Origin of the sequence: Desulfocapsa sulfexigens DSM 10523 (assembly GCF_000341395.1) — a bacterium.
In the GTDB taxonomy this organism is placed as follows: domain Bacteria; phylum Desulfobacterota; class Desulfobulbia; order Desulfobulbales; family Desulfocapsaceae; genus Desulfocapsa; species Desulfocapsa sulfexigens.
In genome coordinates this window covers 3,372,214-3,396,107 of record NC_020304.1, presented here as the reverse complement: position 1 = coordinate 3,396,107, position 23,894 = coordinate 3,372,214, and the positions used below count along the sequence as shown (strand labels likewise).

Annotated in this window: 21 protein-coding genes; 3 read left to right on the top strand and 18 right to left on the bottom strand. The window is 45.2% G+C overall.

Features of this window, described 5'->3' with window-relative positions; translation table 11 throughout:
* Positions 1 to 529 precede the first annotated feature (529 nt).
* Entirely contained in the window at positions 530 to 1,411 is an 882-nt protein-coding gene (locus UWK_RS15165) for a Tim44 domain-containing protein (protein ID WP_015405268.1), read from the top strand.
* A 71-nt stretch (positions 1,412 to 1,482) separates the two neighbouring features.
* Here the strand turns inward: UWK_RS15165 and UWK_RS19485 are convergent, their stop codons facing one another.
* From UWK_RS19485 to UWK_RS15140, 6 genes are all read right to left on the bottom strand, one after another.
* Positions 1,483 to 1,650 (bottom strand): hypothetical protein, encoded by a 168-nt coding sequence (locus UWK_RS19485; protein ID WP_153304910.1) that lies wholly within the window; start codon positions 1,648 to 1,650, stop codon positions 1,483 to 1,485.
* Positions 1,651 to 1,777: 127 nt separating this feature from the next.
* Positions 1,778 to 2,623, bottom strand: a complete 846-nt coding sequence (locus tag UWK_RS15160) for a ComEC/Rec2 family competence protein (RefSeq protein ID WP_015405267.1) — start codon at positions 2,621 to 2,623, stop codon at positions 1,778 to 1,780.
* Positions 2,617 to 3,291 carry a VanZ family protein gene (locus UWK_RS15155; RefSeq protein WP_015405266.1) on the bottom strand — a complete coding sequence of 225 codons (675 nt, stop codon included), beginning with the start codon at positions 3,289 to 3,291 and terminating at the stop codon, positions 2,617 to 2,619. Before UWK_RS15155 ends, UWK_RS15160 begins: the two co-directional genes overlap by 7 nt.
* Before the next feature lie 5 nt (positions 3,292 to 3,296).
* Positions 3,297 to 4,472: a glutamine-hydrolyzing carbamoyl-phosphate synthase small subunit gene (gene carA / locus UWK_RS15150; protein ID WP_015405265.1), complete on the bottom strand. Its 1,176-nt coding sequence runs from the start codon at positions 4,470 to 4,472 to the stop codon at positions 3,297 to 3,299.
* Complete coding sequence (gene carB, locus UWK_RS15145) at positions 4,469 to 7,741, bottom strand: carbamoyl-phosphate synthase large subunit (RefSeq protein WP_015405264.1); 3,273 nt, start codon at positions 7,739 to 7,741, stop codon at positions 4,469 to 4,471. The genes carA and carB overlap by 4 nt, the downstream gene beginning before the upstream one ends.
* A gap of 386 nt (positions 7,742 to 8,127) precedes the next feature.
* Positions 8,128 to 8,505, bottom strand: a complete 378-nt coding sequence (locus UWK_RS15140; protein ID WP_015405263.1) for a DUF2294 domain-containing protein — start codon at positions 8,503 to 8,505, stop codon at positions 8,128 to 8,130.
* Between the two features lie 183 nt (positions 8,506 to 8,688).
* On the opposite strand from UWK_RS15140, the gene ccsB reads away from it, so the two are divergent.
* On the top strand, positions 8,689 to 9,522 hold the full coding sequence (gene ccsB / locus UWK_RS15135) for a c-type cytochrome biogenesis protein CcsB (RefSeq protein ID WP_015405262.1): 834 nt from the start codon (positions 8,689 to 8,691) through the stop codon (positions 9,520 to 9,522).
* Positions 9,523 to 9,719: 197 nt separating this feature from the next.
* On the opposite strand, the gene UWK_RS18745 is transcribed toward ccsB, so the two are convergent.
* The 7 genes from UWK_RS18745 to UWK_RS15095 all read right to left on the bottom strand — a co-directional run bounded on the left by UWK_RS18745 (position 9,720) and on the right by UWK_RS15095 (position 16,582).
* Positions 9,720 to 10,547: a GGDEF domain-containing protein gene (locus tag UWK_RS18745; RefSeq protein WP_015405261.1), complete on the bottom strand. Its 828-nt coding sequence runs from the start codon at positions 10,545 to 10,547 to the stop codon at positions 9,720 to 9,722.
* Positions 10,528 to 11,571: a sensor histidine kinase gene (locus UWK_RS15125; RefSeq protein WP_015405260.1), complete on the bottom strand. Its 1,044-nt coding sequence runs from the start codon at positions 11,569 to 11,571 to the stop codon at positions 10,528 to 10,530. Before UWK_RS15125 ends, UWK_RS18745 begins: the two co-directional genes overlap by 20 nt.
* Positions 11,571 to 12,395, bottom strand: a complete 825-nt coding sequence (locus tag UWK_RS15120; protein ID WP_015405259.1) for an ion transporter — start codon at positions 12,393 to 12,395, stop codon at positions 11,571 to 11,573. The genes UWK_RS15125 and UWK_RS15120 overlap by 1 nt, the downstream gene beginning before the upstream one ends.
* Positions 12,396 to 12,873: 478 nt before the next feature.
* The gene (locus UWK_RS15110; protein ID WP_015405258.1) at positions 12,874 to 15,585 is read right to left on the bottom strand and encodes a cation-transporting P-type ATPase; all 2,712 of its coding nucleotides are present in this window, start codon (positions 15,583 to 15,585) and stop codon (positions 12,874 to 12,876) included.
* A gap of 43 nt (positions 15,586 to 15,628) precedes the next feature.
* Positions 15,629 to 15,910 carry an amphi-Trp domain-containing protein gene (locus UWK_RS15105; protein WP_015405257.1) on the bottom strand — a complete coding sequence of 94 codons (282 nt, stop codon included), beginning with the start codon at positions 15,908 to 15,910 and terminating at the stop codon, positions 15,629 to 15,631.
* A gap of 102 nt (positions 15,911 to 16,012) precedes the next feature.
* On the bottom strand, positions 16,013 to 16,255 hold the full coding sequence (locus UWK_RS19650; RefSeq protein ID WP_015405256.1) for a hypothetical protein: 243 nt from the start codon (positions 16,253 to 16,255) through the stop codon (positions 16,013 to 16,015).
* Between the two features lie 96 nt (positions 16,256 to 16,351).
* On the bottom strand, positions 16,352 to 16,582 hold the full coding sequence (locus tag UWK_RS15095) for a hypothetical protein (RefSeq protein WP_015405255.1): 231 nt from the start codon (positions 16,580 to 16,582) through the stop codon (positions 16,352 to 16,354).
* Positions 16,583 to 16,708: 126 nt separating this feature from the next.
* Between UWK_RS15095 and nhaR the strand changes: the two genes are divergently transcribed.
* Complete coding sequence (gene nhaR, locus UWK_RS15090; RefSeq protein ID WP_015405254.1) at positions 16,709 to 17,623, top strand: transcriptional activator NhaR; 915 nt, start codon at positions 16,709 to 16,711, stop codon at positions 17,621 to 17,623.
* A 79-nt stretch (positions 17,624 to 17,702) separates the two neighbouring features.
* On the opposite strand, the gene UWK_RS15085 is transcribed toward nhaR, so the two are convergent.
* The 5 genes from UWK_RS15085 to ftsH all read right to left on the bottom strand — a co-directional run bounded on the left by UWK_RS15085 (position 17,703) and on the right by ftsH (position 23,892).
* On the bottom strand, positions 17,703 to 19,127 hold the full coding sequence (locus UWK_RS15085) for a sensor histidine kinase (protein WP_015405253.1): 1,425 nt from the start codon (positions 19,125 to 19,127) through the stop codon (positions 17,703 to 17,705).
* A 90-nt stretch (positions 19,128 to 19,217) separates the two neighbouring features.
* Entirely contained in the window at positions 19,218 to 20,471 is a 1,254-nt protein-coding gene (locus UWK_RS15080; RefSeq protein WP_015405252.1) for a polysulfide reductase NrfD family protein, read from the bottom strand.
* A complete protein-coding gene (locus tag UWK_RS15075) occupies positions 20,468 to 21,433 on the bottom strand; it encodes a 4Fe-4S dicluster domain-containing protein (RefSeq protein ID WP_015405251.1) in 966 nt (321 codons plus the stop codon). Before UWK_RS15075 ends, UWK_RS15080 begins: the two co-directional genes overlap by 4 nt.
* A 39-nt stretch (positions 21,434 to 21,472) precedes the next feature.
* Complete coding sequence (locus UWK_RS15070) at positions 21,473 to 22,009, bottom strand: cytochrome c3 family protein (RefSeq protein WP_015405250.1); 537 nt, start codon at positions 22,007 to 22,009, stop codon at positions 21,473 to 21,475.
* Positions 22,010 to 22,068: 59 nt separating this feature from the next.
* Entirely contained in the window at positions 22,069 to 23,892 is a 1,824-nt protein-coding gene (gene ftsH / locus UWK_RS15065; RefSeq protein ID WP_015405249.1) for an ATP-dependent zinc metalloprotease FtsH, read from the bottom strand.
* Positions 23,893 to 23,894 lie beyond the last annotated feature (2 nt).

The following is a 23,894-nucleotide window of genomic DNA, read 5'->3' as shown; positions in this document are numbered from 1 at the left end:
AGCTCACTTGTTGGCAGATTTGATAAACATATAGTGTAGCGTAGGTTCGTTGCTGATGAGCAGGACATCTCTGTCTGATCAACTTTTACAACCCGGTTTCACATTTTTACGTTGCAGGGTGCTCGACAGAAAAGAATGGCGGGGGGAAGTGGTCTGTTTTTAGGCAGGGAGGTGCTTTGTTGTAATAAACAATCTCTTCATTACATTGAAGGGCAATCCACAATCTGACAAAGAGGGTAGGTTACGGAAATTAAAAAACGAAGTCTCTTAATTTTATAAATCATGTTTCGTTTCTTTACTCAAAATGGGGCAGCACAGGTCAAAATGAGTCTGTTAGATAAATCAAACTCATTCGTTCAGTTTATTCGAACATGTAACTGTAGGTGGCTGATATACAGGAAAAATGCTTCATTTCGCGAGAGGGTCCTGCACTGGTCTGAGGCTGCTAAAAGGGATGACAGGAATATGGCCTGCTGGTAATATACGGGAAATAAAAGTCTTTTATACAATCATTTTCTGGAGGAATATAATGCTGAATTCCATGAGGAAATTCACTCCTTTTTTTCTCTTTTTTTTTACCCTCTGTTTTGTTGAGGCAGGTATCATGGCAGAGTATTCAGATGCTCGTTCCCGGGGGGGCGGACGCTCTTTTCGTTCAACACCAGCCCAAAAGGCTCCTGTAACCCAGAACCAGAAGCCGGCTACCGAGCAGAAGCAGCCTGGAATGGGCCGCGGACTGATGGGTGGTCTGCTTGGCGGTGCAATCGGAGGGATGCTGCTTGGCAGTATGTTTGGAATGGGAGGAACCGGTATGGGAATACTTCCTTTCCTCCTCCTTGGTATTGTTGCTTTCTTTATGTATAGAAGGTTCACGGCCGCACGTTCTTCCGGTGGCGCATCTCCCGGATATCAAGCTCCTGCTTCCGGCGGATTCAAAGCCCCACCGCAAGCCCCCCCGAAAACCGCGCTGGAAGAAGGTCTGGATCTTATTCGTATAGCTGACCCAGGCTTTGATAAAGATTATTTTGTTCAGGTGGCATCGGATGTGTTCTATAAAGTACAGGCCGGTTGGATGCGGCGTGATATAAGTTCCTACAGAAATCTTCTGGGAGAACAGCTCGCTGCTGAGTACGAAGTTCAATTTGCCGAGATGGAATCTAAGGGTGAGATCAATAAACTTGAGAATATTTCCATTCGCAAGGTTGAACTTGTTTCCGCCGGTTCTGAAAACGGGGAAGATTTTGCGACCGTTCTTTTTACAGCAAATCTTCTTGATTACACCGTTGATGACAAGAGTGGCGAGTTACTCTCCGGCAGTATGACCGAGCCCGTGAAATTTGCCGAAGAGTGGACCTGGGCACGCCCACTGGGTACAGAGGATTGGAAGCTGGAAGGCATTAAGGAAGTCTGATTTCCTGGAGAAAATCGAAAGCGCCAGTTGCACCTCCTGGTGATTAAGCTGGTTGTTTCGGGAAATATTTATCATTTTGATCTGAATACTATCTGCCGGCACCATCTGGATTGGTTGTGAAACCAATCCAGATGGTGCCGGTTAAGGTAGTTGCTGCCGCCTAACCTCTGTCCCTGTGGCTTTTCAGCCTCAAGCTCATCTTCAATTTCAACAATACCACCGTGGCTGATGTCACCCAAGCAGTCAGTTCAGCACCATGCCGTGTTCTTTGAGCAGATCACTATCTTTTCGTTTGATTGTAAAGATTGACATCAGTATTGTATTCTCTCAAATTTTCTCCGTTGATCTCCCGGTCTTGCCCGAGATCTACTTACAGGGTACTGCTGTCATCCCCAGCGTATAACAGATTTCGCCATTTCTGTCCGTTCGGACTACGGTTTTGCTGTACTGCTCAAGGAAGCGTACGCTGTTTTCAGCTGGATACCCGAAGCGATTGTTTCTTCCAACGGAAATAATGGAAACCTGTGGTCGTACAACATTTAAAAATTCAGGATCGGTACCGGCTGCTGAAGCATGATGCGATGCAACATACAAATTAACTCCGGAAAGAGGCAGGATGGATTGTAGCACCGGAATTAGACTTTTTTCCACAGATTTATCCACATCCCCCATGACGAGCAGGCTCCCTCCCCGTGAGTTTTTTAACAACAGGACAAGAGAATTAAGGTTGAGATTCGTTTCGTGTGCGACAATGGGCCATAAAACCTGCAGTTCATAGCCCTGCCAGGAAATAGTGTCTCCTGCAGCAAGGCAACCATAAAGAGGATCCACGGAAAGAACCGGCTGAATTTTTTTCAAAAATGCCTCTTCTTCGGGAAGGAGTCTTTCGGGCACATAACAGCTCCCTAAAACGGGAGCATCGGACCAGGCTTTCCTGATTTCAAAGTACCCTGCAGCATGATCGGAATGAAGGTGGCTGAGGACAAGATAATCCAGTGTCTGTACGCCATAATAATCCATCCTCGCCAACACCTGAGGGGGATACTCAGCAAGACCTGTATCAATAAGAAGGCCGTGACCATGATCTGTTAGCAATATACTCTGGCCCATTCCCACATCAAGAACAACTATCTTTAAGTCTCCACTGTAAGCTTCTGCAGCGGGAAAAGATAAACAAATCACCAAAAGGATGAAAATAGATTGTTTTAGCATTCTGTAGAATTTTCTTTAGAATTTTTGCAGCCGGCTTCGGAAAGAATAAAGGCAATGAACATTCCAAGGGAAGCTGAAAAAAGATTCAACCACACATCACGCCAGTCACCTACCCTGTCAACAAGGAAATGCTGAAATAACTCATCCAGAAAAGAGATGGAAATACAGAAAACAGCAGCCATTTTCTGTTCAAAAAGTTTTTGGGTTAGAAAGCCGAACAAGCCAAAGAGAGCTATATGTATCTTTTCGACAAAGGGGAGACTGAAGTAGAAGAATATAGCCAGCGGCATTACCCAGACAAGTTGATAAGCGTAAGGATTATGTCGGGTTTTCAGCAGAGACACAAATAAAATGAGCACCATAGCACCAAAAAACAGACCAAGCCGGAAAGTCAGTTCTTCTGAGGAAAACCGCGTCATTGTATAGAGCTGCAAAGGACGTCCGTAAAACGAAAATAGCGGAATAGAGAGAAATGACAGCAACCAGGCAAACATCATTGCTTTATATACCTGTGATCGATTGCCGATCACCATCATCTGCTGTTTACGGAACTCCTTTGTCGGTATGGGGGTACCAGTTCCTTCTTCTTTTTCAGCATGTCCCAAACTGCCTTGCTGGAAATCAGGATGAATGTCCGGAGCCAGGCAATTTTTCTTCCGTTCTGCCATATCTTTTATACCTTTGTCCCGCCGATTAATAAACGAAACCTGTCAAACAGATAAAAGGGATCATGGGGCCCAGGACAGGCTTCCGGGTGGTATTGCACTGAAAATAATGGTTCGCTACGATGGCTGATTCCTTCCACGGTTTGGTCGTTAAGGTTGATGTGGCTAATATCGATTCTGCTGGAATCAAGGGAATCACGATCAAGTGAAAAATTGTGATTTTGCGAGGTGATTTCAACCCTGCCGGTAAGCAGATCTTTAACCGGATGATTACAGCCGTGATGACCAAATTTCAGGCGACTGGTTCTGCCTCCTAGCGCCAGGCCAAGAATCTGGTGGCCAAGGCAGATCCCCATGAGCGGAACTTTCCCTATAAGTTCACGGGTTGCATCAATGGCATAGGTCACAGCCGTAGGGTCTGCAGGGCCATTTGAGAGAAAGACACCGTCCGGTTTCAAGGCCAGGACATCACTGGCTCGAGTTTTAGCGGGAACAAGAGTGACGGCCATACCGGAAAGCCGCAGGCTTCGCAGAATATTTCTCTTGATGCCAAAATCATAGGCAACGACTTTCAGATTGGCAGGGGAAAGACTTCCGGTAATTCCCCAGGAGGGGAGAATGGATTCCTCAATGTTACATTGTAGAACCTTATTACAGGTAACCCTTGACGCATAATCCTGATTGTCAAGGCCTATCCATTTTCGGGATAGCCTGACCGCCTCTTCTTCCTCAACGCTTCCAGATACGGCCAGATAGCCTTTAAGAGTGCCCTTGTCTCGCAACCTGATGGTTAAGGCTCTGGTGTCTATGCCGCCAATGGCTGGCACTTTGCTGCGGGTAAGCCATGAGCTGAGCGGTTCCTTGGCCCGCCAGTTGCTGTGAATGTTGTAATCATGAACAATCAGACCACGGGCAAATATACCTCTTGACTCCATATCAGCCGGGTTTACTCCTGTGTTGCCGATTTCAGGGTAGGTCAGAGTGATCAACTGGCCACTGTAAGAGGGATCAGAGAGTATCTCCTGATACCCCGTCATGCCGGTATTAGAGACAACTTCTCCCATGGTGTCACGAGTAAACCCAATTGAGTAGCCATGATATATTGAGCCGTCTTCAAGCGCAAGAAATGCTTTTTTTTCCCTTTTTGCTGCCCAATCCCAGGATTTTGATTGTACTTCTTTCATGGTGCTGTGCCTCCTGGCAGGTTGATCAGCGGTGCATTACTGTGAAATTCCTGTAGGCTGCAGACAGTAATAGGCTTTTCTTTCAGCGTTGACAGTCCATTTGTTGCTGCCTGCATACCGCTTAAGGTTGTGGTGATGGGCAGTCCTCGCATTACGGCCAGACTGCGCATTTTTATTCCGTCAATCCGTGTTGTTGTGCTGCCGGTGGGGATATTGATCAGCCAGTCCACTTTCTTCTCCTCAATAAGATCAAGAACATTGGGGCTGCCGTCTGCGATTTTCGCAACAGAGAGGCTGGGGATGGAGTGATCTGCGAGAATACTGCTGGTGCCGCTGGTAGCAAAGATGGTGAAGCCAATTCTAAACAGTCTGTCGGCAAGAGGGAGCATGGCAGCCTTATCCCGGTTACGGATACTCAAGAAAATGTTGCCGCTGGTGGGAATATGATTACCGGCAGCCAGCTGACTTTTATAAAAGGCAAGGTTCATGAAAGGATCAATGCCCATGACCTCACCGGTGGATTTCATTTCCGGGCCAAGCTGCACATCAATCCCGGGAAACCGATTAAAGGGAAATACCGCCTCTTTGACACTGCAGTGAGCCGGGATAATCTCTTCAGTAAATCCAAGCGACTCCAGGCTGTATCCGGCCATAACCAGAGCGCCAAGTTTGGCCAGATGGACGCCAATGGCCTTGCTGACAAAGGGCACGGTACGTGAGGCGCGCGGATTGACTTCAAGGACATACACATCCTCGTTATGGATGGCGAATTGAATATTCATCAATCCACATACCCGTAACCCCTTTGCCAGTGAATGGGCATGGCTTCTGATGCTTTCAGCTGTTGAAGCTGAAAGACTGACGGCAGGAATCATACAGGCAGAATCACCAGAATGAGCTCCGGCATGTTCAATATGCTCCATGACCGCGGCCACAACCGTTGTGTGACCATCCGAGATACAGTCCACATCAACCTCCACCGCATCCTCAAGATAGCGATCAATCAGCACAGGTCGATCTTCCGAAGCATCAACTGCCTCGTCCATGTATGTTGTGAGCATCTCTTCATCATAAACAATCATCATAGCCCGTCCGCCCAGTACAAATGAAGGACGGATCAACACCGGATATCCGATCTCTGCCGCTATGGTCCTGGCTTCCTCAATGGTCGAGGCCATACCATTTTCAGGCTGGAGGATGCCAAGGTTTTTCACCAGTCGGCTGAAAAACTTACGGTCTTCAGCAGCTTCAATATCAGCGGGGCTGGTACCGATGACGGTTACTCCATTTTTTTCAAGATCACGGGCGAGATTCAGCGGGGTTTGGCCGCCAAATTGAACTATGGCACCGTCACATTTTTCGTTCCCATAGATATGAAGGATATCTTCCAGAGTCAAAGGCTCAAAATAGAGACGATCACTGGTGTCGTAGTCGGTGCTGACGGTTTCAGGGTTTGAATTCACCATAATGGTTTCAATCCCTGCACCCTGCAGTGCGTATGAGCCATGAACACAGCAATAATCAAATTCGATACCCTGGCCGATACGGTTTGGCCCGCCGCCAATGATCATGATCTTCTTTCGCTCTGTTGGTATGCTTTCGTTGACATCACCATAGGTTGAATAAAAATAAGGGGTATGTGCTGCAAACTCTGCTGCACAGGTGTCAACCTGAGAGTATACCGGTAGAAGGTTGCACTCCATTCTGGCCTGTCGTACCTTCTCCTCTGTGGTATTCAGCAACCAGGCAATTTGACAATCTGAGTAGCCAAATTCCTTAGCCTGTCTAAAGAGAGGCAGATCCTGCCTGAGACCTTTCAGTGATTCAGCACTTCTGATCTCATCCTCGTAGGCGGCAAGCTCAGCTAGATGACCAAGAAACCAGGGGTCAACGGTGCAAAGATGGTGTACTTTTTCCACGCTCCAACATCTTCTAAAAGCGACTCGTATCAGAAAGATCCGATCCGGCTTTGCGGTGCGCAGCCGGCTTTCAAGTTCATCATCACTTAAAGTTTCAAGGGATCCGTCCCTGCCATCAGCACCAAAACCGGCCCGACCGGTCTCAATTGAACGCAGGGCTTTTTGCAGGGATTGCTTAAATGTCTTGCCAATGCTCATGGCTTCCCCGACAGATTTCATCTGAGTGCCCAAAGTATCATCGGCGGTCGGAAATTTTTCAAAGGTGAAGCGCGGGATTTTGGTTACCACATAATCCAGGGTGGGTTCAAAGCAGGTCGGAGTTTCACGGGTGATATCATTCTGCAGTTCATCCAGTGTATAGCCAATGGCTAGTTTAGCGGCAATCTTGGCTATGGGAAAACCAGTAGCCTTGGAGGCCAGTGCGCTTGAACGGGAGACTCTCGGGTTCATTTCAATGATGACCATCCTGCCGTCCTTGGGGTTTAAGGCAAACTGGACGTTGGAACCACCCGTCTCCACACCAATTTCACGCATGACGGCAAGGGAGGCATCCCTCATGAGCTGGTATTCGCGGTCAGTGAGGGTCTGGATTGGAGCCACCGTGATGGAGTCCCCCGTGTGAATACCCATGGGGTCGAAGTTTTCAATGGAACAGACAATCACGCAGTTATCTTTCCCGTCCCGCATCACCTCCAACTCAAACTCCTTCCAGCCCTGAATGGACTCTTCAATGAGTACCTCGGAAGTAGGGCTGTAAAACAGTCCCCTGTTGACAGTTTCTTCAAAATCCTGATTATTGTAGGCAATACCTCCACCGGTGCCGCCAAGGGTGAAACCAGGCCGAATCACCAGGGGGTAAACGCCCAGTTGCTCCCTGATCAGCACCGCCTCTTCAAAGGTGTGCGCTGTTCCGCTACGTGGCAGGTCGAGACCAATATTGGCCATGGCTTCCTTAAACAGTTGCCTGTCCTCTGCCTTGCGGATGGAATGGGCATTTGCCCCCAGCAGTTCAACACCATACTGCTCAAGAACACCACGGTCGGCAAGATCGAGTGCAAGGTTCAGAGCTGTTTGACCCCCCAGGGTTGGCAGCAGGGCATCTGGCCGTTCTCTTATGATAATTGCCTCAAGGACATCGGCCTGAAGCGGTTCAATATAGGTGCGTTGTGCGAATTCCGGGTCTGTCATGATGGTGGCCGGGTTGGAATTGATCAGTATTACTTCATACCCCTCTTCCTTCAGCGCTTTACATGCCTGCACTCCAGAGTAATCAAACTCACATGCCTGACCGATAATAATCGGCCCGGAACCAATGAGCATTATTTTTTGTAAGTCGTCGCGTTTAGGCATTTATTTTGTTTTACCCTCTGCTGAATAACCTTAATTTTCGTCTGCCATTCTGTTTGAATCCTGGTGAACAGGCAAAAAAAAAGGTCGAAGAACGCGTATAAAAATCAGCGTACTTCGACCTTTTATTTCGGTTCAACACTCAAACAAGAGCCCTGACGAACATATAAGTCTTATTTTTTTAAGGTAAAGAACACATCCCAGTTTTGATATCTTCTCGTGCGGTCTGTTTCTGACAGATCAGTGCTCTCTCAGTTCTTCACTTTATATTTTGTGAAAGCTAACACTAAAATCCACCTGCAAGTCAAGATAAAACTGATTCTCCACCGAACAACCGCATAAGGGCTTATTGCAAAAATGTTACTGTTCCAGGATGTTATCGATCTCCCTTAGGAGGTTTGTTCAAAAGTGGGATCCTTTTCCAAAGTAAAGAGTATTATTCTCTCACCGGTTACGGTGCTGATATCGGTGTGCAGACTTTTTACCTTGCACCCGGTAATAGATACTATGACTGCTTCAAGCAACGGTCGTCCTTTTTCCAGCAATGCAATACGTACCTGTTTGATAAGATCCCGTCCCTTGGTCTCTTCACCTGTGCTGACAAGTTGGTGTTCGGCCTGGGTGAGAACGCCTTTTAGACGCACCAGCACCATATCACCAAGAATGTAGGTCTTCGTCTCCAGTGGGCCGCGTCCCATGTACTCTTTTTCGAACTTGATAATGGCTTCGCTGATCTCAGCAACAATTTGTCCTTTGGTTTTGTTCATTTTACTAACCTTTATGTGAAATCAAAGTGAATCTGTCGGAATTTGCTCAGTAAACAAAGCGTTCGTTTTTGTCGAAAAGAAGTCTTTGTATTTTCAATTAGTCACAACTGGTAATAGGTATTACTCTGTCATCCATGGTTAGCTTAGAAAATATTTCAACGTACGCAACTGGAGGAAAGACTGATGGATAGCTCAGTGCTTCTCGGTGTCACAACATTTGCATACTTACTGGCTGCATTCATTTATGTCGGCATCTTTATTTTTCGCAAGGAACAATATGGTGCTGTGGCCAGCACGGTAACAGTTCTTGCTCTTCTGGTCAACACCGGGGGAATTGGTCTGAGGTGGATTGAATCACATCAGATGGGTTTTGGCTATGCGCCGCTGTCAAACATGTACGAATCATTGGTTTTCTTCTCCTGGTCCATAGCCGTTTTTTATCTGGGGCTGGAATACAAATACAAAAATCGTTTTCTTGGCGCCTTCGCCATACCTTTTGCGGCAGTGGCGATGCTCCTGGCTGAAATGAAGAATCCCGAAATCAGGCCTCTTGTGCCAGCCCTGCAAAGTAACTGGCTCATTGCCCATGTGGTCACCTGTTTTATTGGTTACGCCGCTTTTGCAGTTTCCAGTGGCCTCGGAGTGGTTTATCTGCTGAAAGACAGAAAAAAAGCAAAGGCTCAGGAAGGAAAATTTTTGTCACTGTTGCCTTCCCTGAGAACTCTTGACACCATCATGCACAAGACCTTGGTGATAGGATTTATCTGGCTGACAGCTGGGATAGTAACCGGTGCCATATGGGCAAATTCTGCCTGGGGAACCTATTGGAGTTGGGACCCCAAGGAGACCTGGTCACTGATTACCTGGTTTATTTATGCAACAGCCTTACATGCAAGATTCACAAGAGGGTGGGGTGGGAATAGAATTGCCTGGTTTGCTATGGTCGGCTTTGTCTCGGTGATGTTTACTTATTACGGGGTGAATTACCTCCTGGCGGGCCTGCACAGTTACGGATAATGCATGTTAGTCGACATGAGAATATAACTTAAGTATTCTATTTTACAACGTGAGAAAAACGATGAGGAGAGGTTTGTGTAGGTGGCACTGGGTGTGGCCGATTTACTGTACTTTAGTATGTTTTTATTGTTGTCAAATAAGGTGATTAGCAATTGTCTGTAACTAAAGAGTTTTCTGACTTGTCAGAGTAGTTTTGCCTATACCATGGTCGTTATTTTTTTAGATATCTCTTTTTTCGATTCCTTGCTGATAACAACTCGATTTCTTCCCTGTTGTTTTGCAAGGTATAGGGCTTTGTCAGCTTTCGCGTAAAGCGTCCTTGGAATATTAGCATTATAGTCGTCTATACTAGCAACACCTGCTGAAATAGTAATTGTAACCTGATGATTTTTATCCGTTATCAGTGTTGTTCGGCTGATTGTATCACGGATCCGTTCCGCAATGGCTGCAGCAGCGGTCGAAGAGGTGTTGGGCAAGAAAAAAACGAACTCTTCACCACCGATTCGGGCAGCCACATCGCTCCTGCGGGCAGCATGTTGCAGGATCTTTCCGACATGTTTGAGCAGTTCGTCACCCACCGGATGTCCGTATCTGTCATTCACTCTTTTGAAAAAGTCGAGATCAAATAGGATCAGAGAACTATCACTCTTTTCCCGTTTACCGGTAGCCCACTGCTCATCCATACGAGTCCATAGATAGCGGGAATTAAAAAGTCCGGTAAGTGGATCTCGCAGAGCGAGTTTCTCCAGATGATCCTCCCGGGAACCTATCATTGCACCGAAAAATGAAAATGCCGCCACAGTGACCATAAAAACATAACCATATAGCATAGGGTTTCTGAAGATATCTTCCAAGGGAGAGATCCCAGCAGCCATTTCAGCCATGATGAGTAGAAGATCTATAGCCACACCAAACAGGAAAAACTGCACAATGCGTCTATTACGGTTCAAATGGTTTGCAGAGGTCGTATCACCCACTGTGGAAAAATATTTCCCCGTGATCAGTTCATTGATGAATGCAGTCATGACCGTTGCCCTCCTTCAGCATTATTCTGCAAATAGTCCCACCACCATTATTATCCAGAATTTGCAGAGACCAGCCGTGGGCGTCGATGATCTTTTTCACAATTGGTAGTCCAAGGCCGGTACCTTCCTTTTTTGTGGTAAAGAAGGGATCAAATACCTTTTGTCTTTTTGCAAGTGGGATGCCGCTGCCGTTATCCGCCACATCGAGAAACGGGCTTCCGAGTGATGAAACTGATAATGCTATTGTAACTGTGTCTCCTTCTGGAGAGGCTTCAACTGCATTCTGTATCAGGTTGATAAGCGCCTGCTCAAAACGTACGCTGTCGAATTTAATATCTACCGGTTCAGGGCTGGGGTGGTATTCAACAGATACTCTTTTCTTTCGAGCAGCCTCCTGTACTTTAGCCAGTCCATTCCTGACAGTTGTATCTATATTTCCCCGCACCTTTGTCAAGGCCAAAGGTTTGGAGAAGTCTAGCATATCCTCGGCCATTCGTTCCATCTTTTCAGTTTCCTGTATGATAAGGGTCAGTTTTGGGCGAGCCGGATCGTGATCGTCCATATTTTTCAAAATACGCCTGGCAAAACCGCCAATAAGCATCAGAGGGGATCGCATGTCATGGGCAGCTGCAGCAAGGGATTTTCCCATGACAATAAGGTTGTCGGTCTGTAACACCATTTCTCTTGTAGCTGTCTCTCTGTCTTTGAGAGCACCAGTGAGTAGAGCCAAGCCGTTATAAAGACAGAGAGACAAAATGCTATCCAGAGCATTCGGGGAAAGGCCCTGCCAGTGCCAGTAAATAAATGGCAGGTAAAATACTGTGATTGTGGTCGAAACCAGAAGGGCCCCACGTAAACCAAACCAAAACCCAGCCAGAACAATCGGAATACAGTACAGCTCGCCGTAGAACACATGAAAATAATAGAGGCTCTGCTCCGTATTGTAATGCAGCAATGTGATACCTACTGTCAGAACAGCAAGGATTGCCCATTTTTGCGCCAGGTTGCTCTTATTGTTTTTCATCAGCTTTCTTTCTTCGTTGAAGAAGTCGATCTTTGCAAAATTAATACCTTGAGTTCTTCGATTTTTTTGTCGAGATCTTCCATGCTGATCTGTTGTGCGTCCTGTTGTTCCTTTCTGTTTATTTTATCACTTTCTTCGTTAAGAACATTGACCACGACCCCGATGACCATATTCAAAAAAGCAAAAGCAGTGAAAAAGATAAAACTGAGATAATAGAGCCAGGATAGGGGGTGCACTTTCATGGTTTCATACATGACATCGGTCCAGTCTTCAAAGGTCATGACCCGGAACAGAGTTAACAGTGAAATAGATATGTCACCCCACAGTTCCGGATTAATAGCGGCAAAGAAAGTGCTTCCAATGGCAGCATAGATGTAGAAAATGATAAACATTAAGCCGACGATATAACCAAGTTGAGGCAAAGCTACAAATAGCGAATTCAATAGCAGTCTCATTTCGGGAATAATGGAAACCATTCGAAGGACACGAAAGATCCGAATCAAACGTCCGATAACTGCAAGCTCACTGTCCTGTATTGGAATAAGGCTGACAGTAACTATCAGGGTGTCAAAAATATTCCAGCCCTGTTTAAAAAAATCTATCTTATTCTTTTCCCCCAGAAAGCGAATGGTGATTTCCGTTAAAAAAAAGAAGGTAATGAACCAGTCTAACAGGTGAACCACCTGAAGAAGACCGCGAGAAATATTATAGGTTTTTGCTCCAATAACCAGTGCTGAAAAAATAATTACCCCGATGACAAGAAACTCAAATAGTTTATTGCTGCGAAGTTTGTCAAATTTTTCCTGTATTTTAATTGTTTGCATAATTACTTACTGAGACAGTGCAATTTAAAAGAGTTATGGGTTCAAGTTGTACCGGCCTGATAAAGCAGTCTGGCCTACCTGCCAAAATGGAACAGTCCAGCCTGTGCAATATTTTTTCAGCTGTATTGCCGATGAAAAAAAAAACGGGTATTCCTGCACGGCACACAGTACCCATCACGACACCATCGGTTCTCCCCTGAACGATATGCTCCTGGTGCAGCTGTATTGGATTGCGTCTTGCCAAATCAATAGCCCTGCTGAGGCTTGATTGGCCAGACTCGCCACTGTCATGAACCGGAGGAATATTTTTAAAGCGTCTTATATTTTATCTCCTGTTAAATCCATTGTGTTGTTGTGTCTAATCTTCCATACGAATGATTTTTCGCAGTATTGAACCTGGGACTCTTTTGGGTCTGACAAATCATGTCTATACGTTTTTCCATACTTTCCTTATATAGCAAGCTTATACTTTCAAGCTTTAACGATTATTGCGAAGTTTCTTTTCCACTTCCACGATTACATAGGCAGCAAGGCCGGCCACACCAATTTGTGCCCAGGAGCCTGCACCGATTGGTGCGCTGTGAAACAAGCGGTTCATGGTGGGTAAGTAGGTGTAGATGAGCTGTATAAAAAGCATAACTGAAACCCCTCCAAAGACCCACATGTTGGTAAAAACACCCAGCTGGAAAATTGATTTAGTTAAAGAGCGGCAGTTAAACAGGTAAAAAAGCTCCATAATAACAAAAGTGTTTACCGCTACAGTACGTGCCTGTTCAAGGGAAGCACCCTTTGCCAGTTCCAATTCAAAAAGTCCAAAAGCGCCGATGAGCAGCAAAGTGCCCACCAGAAAAATCCTGGTGATCAATTCCCGGGTGAGAATGGGAATATCTGGATGACGCGGCTGTCGTTGCATAATCCCCGGCTCCTTTGGTTCAAAGGCCAGCATCAGACCCAGAAAACCTGCTGTAGTCATGTTTATCCAGAGGATCTGTACCGGTAGGATGGGCAGCGTTATGCCGAGAAAAATTGCCGTGAGGATAACCAGCCCTTCTCCAAGGTTGGTGGGTAGAGTCCATACAATAAACTTGGTCAGGTTATCAAACACGCCGCGCCCTTCCTCCACCGCTGCCTCAATAGAGCTGAAATTATCATCTGTGAGTACCATGTCGGCTGCTTCCTTGGAGACATCTGTGCCGGTGATGCCCATGGCCACACCAATATTGGCCTGTTTCAGAGCCGGGGCATCATTAACTCCGTCACCGGTCATGGCCACCACATGACCATTTGTCTGGAGGGCACGTACCAGACGAATCTTCTGTTCTGGGGTGGCCCTTGCGAAGACGTTAGTCTCTTCAGCGGCCATAGTCAATTCATCGTCTGAGAGTTTTTCAAGCATTGCACCGGTAAGCACTATTCCTTTTCCAGTTTTATCGATGGTATCAGTTGAAATACCTATCTGTCCGGCAATGGCTGCAGCGGTAATCGGGTGATCCCCAGTAATCATTTTTATCTTGATTCCGGCTTTCCTGCAGGTTTTCACCGCTACCACAACCTCAGCTCTAGGCGGATCGATCATGCCCTGCAGGCCGAGAAACGTAAGCCCTGATGCAACATCTGCATGATCTATTGTCATGGTGCGAGCCGGCAATCTTACACAGGCAAAAGCCAGTACCCGCAATCCTCTTGCCGCCATGCGAGAGACTTCCCGATGGATCGTATCGCTTTGAAGTGTTTTGGTATTGCCGTCTTCATCCATTGCTACGGCACATTTGGCTACTATCTGTTCCACTGCACCTTTAATATAGACTGTTCGCGGTCTGTCGGTACCTGTATCATGAAGGGTAGCCATATACTGGTGCTGGGATTCAAAAGGAATTGAATCAAGGCGGGGGTTCTGTGTCACGGTTTCCTTTCTGTTAAATCCGTTCTTGGCAGCTGACACAAACAGTGCTCCTTCTGTTGGATCGCCCTGTACCTGCCAGTTATTATCTTTCTCCAGAAGTAAACTATCGTTACACAGGATACCTGCCCGCAGACATTCGTTGAGTGCGGTGCTGTATTTATCTTCTGCCCCTTCCTGTCTGACAATTTGACCAAATGGAGCATAACCAACTCCACTGACTTCGTAATGAACATCTCCAGCTATGATAGCCTGTACCGTCATCTGATTTTCAGTGAGCGTACCTGTTTTATCCGAACAAATAACCGTGGTACTGCCAAGAGTTTCCACGGCAGGAAGTTTACGGATAATGGCTCTGCGTTTTGCCATCCTGGAAACACCGATGGCAAGGGTAATGGTCACTGCAGCAGGTAGTCCTTCAGGGATCGCTCCTACAGCGAGAGCAACAGCAGCCATGAACATGTCAAAAAGCGATTGTCCCCATAGTAGACCCACTGCCACAGTAATTGCAGCAAGGAGCAGGATAGCGTAGAGCAGGATATGACTGAAATGTGCAATTTTACGGGTAAGGGGCGTGGCCAAATCCTGTGCCGAGGAAATGAGCCTGGAGATTCTGCCTACTTCAGTGTGGTCACCTGTTGCAGTAACAATACCGATTCCCTGACCATATGTAACCATGGATGAGGCATAAGCCATATTTATTCGTTCTGCCAGGGCTGTGTCCTGCGCAAGCTTTTCCACTCTTTTTTCAACAGGTATCGATTCACCGGTCAAAGCAGATTCATCCACTTGTAGATTACGAATTGTCAGAAGCCGCAAATCGGCAGGTACTTTATCACCTGCCTGGAGCAAGACAATATCTCCTGGAACCAGCTCTGTTGATGGTATACGTTTTTTTTCTCCATTGCGTAGAACTGTGGCCTCTGCAACCATTGTATTGGCCAATGCGGCAAGGGCACTTTCTGCCTTGGATTCCTGGATAAAACCAATTATTGCATTAACCAGGATAACCCCGAAGATCACCCCAGAATCAACCCACTCCTGCAATGCCGCAGTAACGACGCCAGCAGCAATTAGGATATAGATCAGAGGCTGATGAAATTGCATTAGAAATCGTATCCATACATTCTGTCCCTGCTTCGCGGTGAGAACATTGGCACCAAATCGATGAAAACGCCGCTCTGCCTCCTCCTTCACCAGCCCTTTTTTACGGTCACTGGTTAGCAGGTGAATTATTTCGTCCGTAGGTAGGTGGTGCCACTCTTTATCTGATAATGATATGTTTTTCATGCTGTCAATTTCCAGCTCTGAAGTATTGGTTAATAGTTTGAATTTATTCTATGACTACGCTTCTTTGTTTGTAGTCAGAGTCGGGGTACCACTCGAGTTCAATTTCAAATGTGCGCTTAGTGCCCTTGCGTCTTTTTTCTTCATCTTCGACCTTGATTTCCATGGTCATACTGCTCGGAAAATCAAGGACAACCCTGTCTTCACCCTGCAGCAAGGTCATACTTCCATCCTGTTCGATCTTATCGGCAATGTTGCGTAAAAATGCCACGATTTCAGCACTATTCTTCTTCTCTTCACTTTTAAACAGCAGTTTCTCACGTCCCATGGCATCCTCCTGTTTTTATTTGACAATTTGTCAATGCGCTCACCATCAAGGTCAGCTTCCAGTTCCCGCTCAACTGCACGGCCAATTGATTTGTATAGCGATTTAAGGTTTGATTGCAATATCCGCCCCTTCTCTAGGCAATAACCTCACCTCCTTTTCGCTGGCTAAGAAAGATAAAACACTCTTTATCAATGGTTCCTTTAACACGCTGAAATCCGTCAAGCGTACTGTAACCTTATTACTTGATACTAAAAATCTACCGAGGGCAATACGAAGACATCTATCCATGCTGGTGGTTGTCTCCCGAATCAATTCAAGGTTGTGGGTTTTCAATAAAATCTTCATAGAGCTTCTTCGAGTTGCGATGAAAAGAATGAGCGCCTGCCAGGAGATAAAAAGGGAGAGGTAAAGAAAAGTGGCCGACGCTCAAGTTCGTTGTGGTCAGTCTTTATCCTTTTCTTTATCTTCTTTTTTCTCTGTTGAGTCCTCTTCTGAGTCTTTTTCTTCTGTGGTGTCCAGTACCTCAGCAGCCCTGTCTTTTACCGTACTCACTGTCTGTTTTGCGGTTTCTGCAGCATCATCAATCATTTTGTCTGCCTGGTCACATGCCGTCAATCCTGTAAAAGACAACAAACCTAGAAGTATCAGTCTCATTTTGAAGTTTAATTTCATTATTCTGACTCCTGGGTGAAATTATTATTTTAAACCCTTATAAAAAAGAGTAATTATGAAGAATTGTTGGGACAAGTTGATAAAACAATAGTTATCGTTCGATAAAACAAACAATAGGGTGTGTGTATGGAATGGCTCAACTATCATCATCTTTATTATTTCTGGAACGTTGTACGCGAGGGCGGCATTACTGCAGCCGGTAAGCGGCTCAACTTGGTACCTTCTACCATCAGCTCCCAACTCACCACACTTGAAGAAACTCTTGAGGTGAAGCTCTTCCATCGCGTGGGGCGCAACATTGAACCCACTGAAATGGGTCAATTGGTATTCCAATATGCAGATGAAATATTTTCACTTGGAAGAGAGTTGATGGATACGATCCATGGGCATCCAAAGGCCGGGCGAATCCCTCTGCGAGTTGGGATCGTTGATGCACTTCCCAAGATGATAGTACGTGATCTCCTTGATCCGGTATTCAAGCTGCCGGAACCGATACGCCTGATCTGTTGTGAAAACAAAAAAGAAGCCCTGCTTGCAGAGCTGGCCCTGCACAAACTTGATATCATAATCAGCGATTCACCCATCGGAACTGGTATGAGCATCAAAGCTTATAATCACATACTTGGGGAATGTGGTGTAACATTTTTTGGAGTAGACGAACTCAGTGGCCCTCTTGAAGCAGATTTTCCTTATTCCCTCAGTGGGACCCCAATACTGATGCCATTGCAGGAAACCACCTTGAGAAACGATCTGGATGTATGGTTTGAGTCTCTCAAGATCACACCTTTAATCGTTGGTGAATTTGATGACGCTGCTCTGCTTAAAGCCTTCGGTCAGCGAGGTGATGGTGTTTTTATGGCACCAACGGTGATTGAAGAGGAGGTGCAGCGTCAGTATAAGGTTTCTATTGTGGGGAGAACGGAAAAGGTGCAATATCGATTTTATGCAATCTCAATTGAAAAAATATTGTCTCATCCAGCTGTACTCGCAATATCAACTGCAGCCAGCCATACTCTTTTTGCGGAGAAAGTTGCTGGTTGATCTCGACTGAGAACAGTACAAACAATATAATATGTTGTTTCGTAATCATATTGTCGTTTTTTTTATCGTATTACTTCCATTAATTATCTTTTGATAAAGGAAGACAGATAAGGCAACGATTGGTTTTGTCACTCGTTCTGGTGAGCTCAAGGGTTCCGCCAAAGGTCTGAAGAAAACTTTTGCAGACATTCATATTGTGCCATGGCCTGGTCGTTTTACTCCCATCTGCCGTTTTAGAATGACTGGCACCGTTATCAAGAATCTCGACACATATGCTGTTGCTATTCTGGAGAGGTTCGTCGAAGGAGAGCTGTATTGTTTTCTTTTCTGACTCGGGGACAACCCCCACATAACGATAATTGAGGGCCGTTCGGCTATTTTGTATGGCAGAAAGGATGACAAGTTGTAAATCACTTACATGGTTTTTCAGCATAAATGCCGGATTGCTGAGTTTAATATTGAGGTTTATTTGTTCACTTTTAAAGGTTCCGTGAACGAGTGTCCTAATGTTTTCAAAAAGTTCTTCAACAGAAAGTACTTTTGCCTGTCCCTGGGCACTACCACTTGTAAAAGCAATCATATTGCTCAGAAGCTGAGACATCTTTTTTTCTTCAACAAAAAGTTTGTGCAGTAGCTGTCGAGAGTCCGCATCTAAATTAGAATCATTACTCAGGTCAATAATTGCCTGGGTGTAATTAAGAATACCATTCGAAATATTTGTCAGTTCATGACTGAGCCCTCCAAGCAAGTGTCCTATTGAGCTGTATCTGTAGAGACGTGTCAACTCAAGACTGTCATCTGGGCTAGTTACCGATCCTGCAACAGGATTGTCTGCCAATGTTTCGATTGTTTTATGTAGGGAAAAGAGAGTTACTGGCTCTGTTTCACTCGGAGAACGTGTCCGGCAATAATGAAGGATGGGGGAGGTTATATATCGATTTATGGTGAGAAGCATGATGCTCACCAAAGCAATTACGATTGAAAGGAGTCCAACAAGTGCTTTATGAAGTCCCAGGAGCTGCGTCTGGGTGTATCTGCTTATCAATTCATGAAAACCGGTGAGTTTTGAATTGACACTACGGAGTTGGGCAGAAAGTGTCGCCAACTGCTCGTTATTGATCGGAGGAGTGCTGTTTTGCAAATTCCTCAATGCCACTGTGATATTTACAAGATCGAGCTGACTGATAAAGTTAAGTTTGAATTCCTCGGGAATGAGAATGTCTTCCAGTATATGTTGTAACTGTGAGTCGAGGCTTTGGATTTCCTTGTTTATTTCAGGAGTGTTCAGTGTGCCGTTACTGAGCAGGGTTTCGTTTATGTGTTCTTTTATTCCGGTAAATTGAAAGAGGAGATGCTGGCTTGAGTCAACAAGTTTTTCGCAATGTCGAAAGAGAAAATACTGTTTTCCTGCAAAGAAGATCACAATGAAAAGCAGGACTATGGTTGTGACAGTAAAAAGAGAGAATATACGTTTCAAGGATAGTTTTGAAAGAAAGTTTCTCATCTTTTATCTCTCTTTTGTTGTAGGGTATGGAAGTGGCCAGAGTTTCCAAATACTCTTGGAAACTCTGGCTGTTAAGATGACTACAGATTTTTATTTTTCACCCTTCCATCCATATACGATGGGAAGGCGATAGACGATAAAGCGGTAGGTCAGGAAATAGAGTGAGTAAATTGTAATCGTTATCCACACTTCCTTCCAGTGAGGAATTTCCTGATACATCTGCCAGTTGTAACAAATAAGAGCAGTGTTCAGACGATTCCAGATGATACCAAATGCAGCAATAAAGGCACCGAATCTAATGAGTGTTACCCATTTATTCCTGATACCAATGGCAAACATAAACATTGGAAGTACCACTGCAACGCCAAGTTCCAACATGTAGTAACTGCCCCATCCGGTGAGAAGATATGACCATTCCTGGTCATGAGCAACCGCAACTATTTTGATGATCAGGTATGTTATCATGGCATATGAAGCACCTTTTGCCAGTCCTATGGTGATGTAGTCAAGATTGTCTTTGAATTCATCATCACAGCGCCATCCCATGAAGTTTTTAATTAGTGTTGATGCAATTATGACCATGGATAATCCTGCAAAAATAGATGAGCAGAAAAAATGTATCCATTGGAAATTCACCGACAGCCATAATGGATGGACTTTTGCAGGTGCATAGGTGAATAATGCACCCAGAGCTCCCTGATGGAGTGTAGAAAGGATAATTCCTGCTACTGTGAGTCCAAGAACATACTTCCTGATTATACGTTTTCCTTTGAGCCAGCCAATCCACTCAAAAAAGGCAGGGAGTACTTCTGCTATTTGAACAGAAAGATAGGTGGCAACATGCCATGCAACAAGAAAAAGTACGGCAGCAGGTCCTAGAGACACGAACATAGGGTAAGGAAGACGCCATGGCATGCCAAGGTCAACCTCAAGGAACAGTACAGCAAAGAAGTAACCGAGAAGACCGTTGAGCAGGGCTAAGCGTTCAATGGCATGAAAATCTTTTCTGCCAAAAAGCTCTACTGTTGTTCCAAGCATAAATCCTGATGCTGAAAGTGGGACCATTCCAAAAAGTCCGAATCCAAGAAAAAGACCCCAGGGATAGTCATTGGAGGCATGGGTTACCCAGCCAAGACCAAAGATATAACGTCCAACAATAAGTGGAACACCAACAGCAAAAATTGCTATCATCAGCCAGTTTACAGGATTTCTGAAAAACTGTTTTTTGTACTCTGATACTGACAGGCCTAACCAGAGTTTTTCTTTAACTGTCCACTCTGTACCATCTGCTTTGAGATGGTTGACGATTGGAATATCAGGTCGTTCTTTTGAAAAGAGTTTCATACCTGCTCCTCCTTCTCATCGGTTGCTTTTTGTTTGGCAAGTTCTTTTTCTTTTTCCATTTCCATCATTTTCTCTTTCCGTGTAGCCAGTAAGTGGAATCCTACAAAGAGTCCAGGCCAGATGGTGAGTACCATTGGTACCATGGCAAGGAAGTCTTTAACTGAATTAATGATAGGTTCTTTTGGGACGTGGGTATCAAAACCAACTTTATCAAAAGGTACACTGGAAAGATACATCCAGGCAGTACCTCCAACCTCATGCTCGCCATAAATATGATCAACATATTTCCCAGGAGTTTCACGAATACGCTGGCGACCCATATCGATACAGTCAACACGCTTGCCAAAGGTCAATGCTTCCTGTGGGCATGCCTCAACACATGCAGGGGCTTTTCCTTCTTTAAGGCGGGTATCGTAACAGAATACACACTTCATGATTTTAGGACTGAATGCACTGGAATATTTAAAGGTTGGTACGTAGAAGGGGCAGGCTATCATACAGGTTCTGCAGCCAACACAGACCTTAGAGTTATAGATAACAGCACCTTCAGGTGTTTTTGTATAAGCATTAACAAAGCAGGAGGTGAGGCATGCTGGTTCCTGGCAATGATTACATTGAAATTTCCTGAATAGTGGATGGTCGAGTTCTGGTACATCGTACCGATTGACTACGGTGTAAGCTGTTTCGTCCGTGCGTCTTTTCTGACCATGATGCATTTCGTCGAAGATTGAAAAATCGGTGAATGGTTTTGCTGGTTCTGGAAGTTCCTGTTCCTTGTTACATGCGGCTTCACATGATCGGCAGCCAACACAACGGGTCAGGTCTACGAGTACACCCATGCCATCGGGATATCCTTCGAAGTCACCCGATGCCTTGGTTTCTTTATTTTTAAGTACCGCGGCGGCTGCTGTCGTTGCAAGCCCGCCTTTTAGAAAATTTCTACGGCTAAATAGTTTTTTCATTTTTTTTCCTCTCATAAAACTGGTCACTGGATGTTCTGATCAATGTTTCTGACCAGAGGATGATGTTCCTTTAGCAGGGGCAAAAGCTCCCGTATTAAACATCTTCTCTCCATCCTCTGTCATGGCATGACAATCTACACATCCAGTTGGTCCAGATGTGATGGTATGGCACCCAACACAATTGAGGTGGTACGCACCTTTCAGACCAGGCTTGTCAATGTGGTAAAGCTTTGGGTCTTCAAGGGTTTTAAGATATTTTTCGTTAAACCTGTTAGCTTCATGACACTCACTGCAGCTGACAACATCATTTTCATCTGCGCTGTTGTGACAGCGGGCACAGTTCGGGTCAGCTACAACTTCACCGGTTGTGTGATGATGGCATTCCTGACAACTGGCGTATCCAACGTGCATACTATGATCAAATTCCACCGGCCCGTACAACTTACTCATACTGTCGATGGTGACAGTTTCTGGAGCATCGGACGCCTCCATTGACCACGCTGTGATGGGTGTTATCATAAAGGAACCAACGGTAAGCGCTAACGCTGTCCTCATGATTTTCTTTCGTGTTCGCATTAAATTTCCTCCTTTTTAATGAATCAAAACTTCAGGGTGATCCTGTAATCATTTCATTTTTAAAGCCGTTCCTCCTTGCGTTTATTCTTTAAATTTTTTTCAATATTTTTTTCGTTTATATAACAGTTATGGACGATATCGAATTCTTCACCATCCACGGTTTCGTTGACAAGAAGGGCCTCAGCGAGTTTGTGGAGAAATTTACTGTTCTGAGTCAGAAGTTCTGTTGTTTCCACATAGCATTGTTCAATAACCCTTTTGATTTCATTATCGATGCGTTCTGCAGTTTTTTCGCTGTAGGGTTTCATCGTGCTTGTTCCGCCTAGAAAACCACCCTGTTCCTGCATGTAGGCGATTGGGCCAATAGTTGAACTCATGCCGAATTCACAGACAAAACGACTGGCAATCTCAGTTGCTCCAACGAGATCATTGCTGGCACCTGTAGTTTGATGATCAAAAATTATTTCCTCTGCTATTCTGCCACCCATGAGTATTTTGATTCTGTTAAGGAGATAGTCACGAGAGTAGGTGTGTTTATCAGCAAGAGGCAATTGCTGGGTAAGGCCAAGGGCTTGCCCACGAGGAATAATGGATATCTTGTGTACGGGATCGGTGTCGGGCAAAAGTTTTGCTGTAATCGCATGGCCAGCTTCATGATATGCTGTGACCCTGCGGTCTTTTTCATTGATGACAACATTTTTACGTTCGAGACCGAGACTTATCTTGTCTTTTGCCTCATCAAAATCTGATGTTTCAACAGCCTTTTTGTTGTAACGGGCTGCAGTTAGAGCAGCCTCATTGACGAGGTTGGCAATTTCAGCACCACTGAACCCTGGGATTGATCGCGCAATCTCTGACAGATTGACACTGGGAGACATAACTATTTTTTTTGCATAGACCTCAAGAATGTTGCGGCGTCCCTTTACATCCGGCAATGATATAGTTACCTGGCGATCAAAACGTCCGGGCCTTAAAAGTGCAGGATCAAGCATGTCAGGACGGTTTGTTGCCCCAATGATGATAACGGTTTCGTTAGAATCGAATCCATCCATCTCGACCAGCAGCGCATTCAATGTCTGTTCACGTTCGTCGTTTGATCCGGTAGCATTTCCGCCACTTCGTTTTCCGCCTATGGCATCAATTTCATCTATAAATATGATGCATGGTGAATTCTTTTTGGCTTCGGTAAAAAGCTCCCGAACCCGTGACGCCCCAACACCAACAAACATTTCAACAAAATCGGATCCGCCAATGGAATAAAAGGGGACTAAGGCTTCCCCGGCTATTGCCTTGGCAAGGAGAGTTTTTCCGGTTCCTGGAGGGCCCTGGAGGAGAACTCCCTTTGGCACATATCCGCCAAGCCTTGAGAATTTTTCAGGATTTTTTAATGAGTCTACAATCTCAACGAGCTCAGTTCTGGCTTCACTGATACCAGCTACGTCGTCAAAAGTGACTCCTGTATTCTTTTTAGGGTGAAAAGAGCGGCTTTTGTTTTTTCCGAATCCACCTTTATCACCTTTCTGCATTCTTGAAAAAATAAGATAACCGCCAAGAATAAGAAAGACTGGAACCATTGATTGCATAAAGCCGCTGAGAGTCTCACTATCCTTTTCTGCTGTGATTGTTACTCCCTGACGTTCAATTAGGGGGAGAATGGAAGGGAGGTCAACAATAAAAGAGCTGAACTCATGGAGGGTCAGGTCTGTACCAGTAACGACACCACCCTTGAGGTGTATATCTTTTATTTTACCGTCTTCAAGCAGTTCTACGAACTCGGTGTACGAAATATCATTGGGAGTAGTTTCGTGAAGATAGACGTTGTATCCAACAACACCAAGGAAAGTAAGAAGAAGGACCAATAATCCTGTCTGGATTTGAGACATAT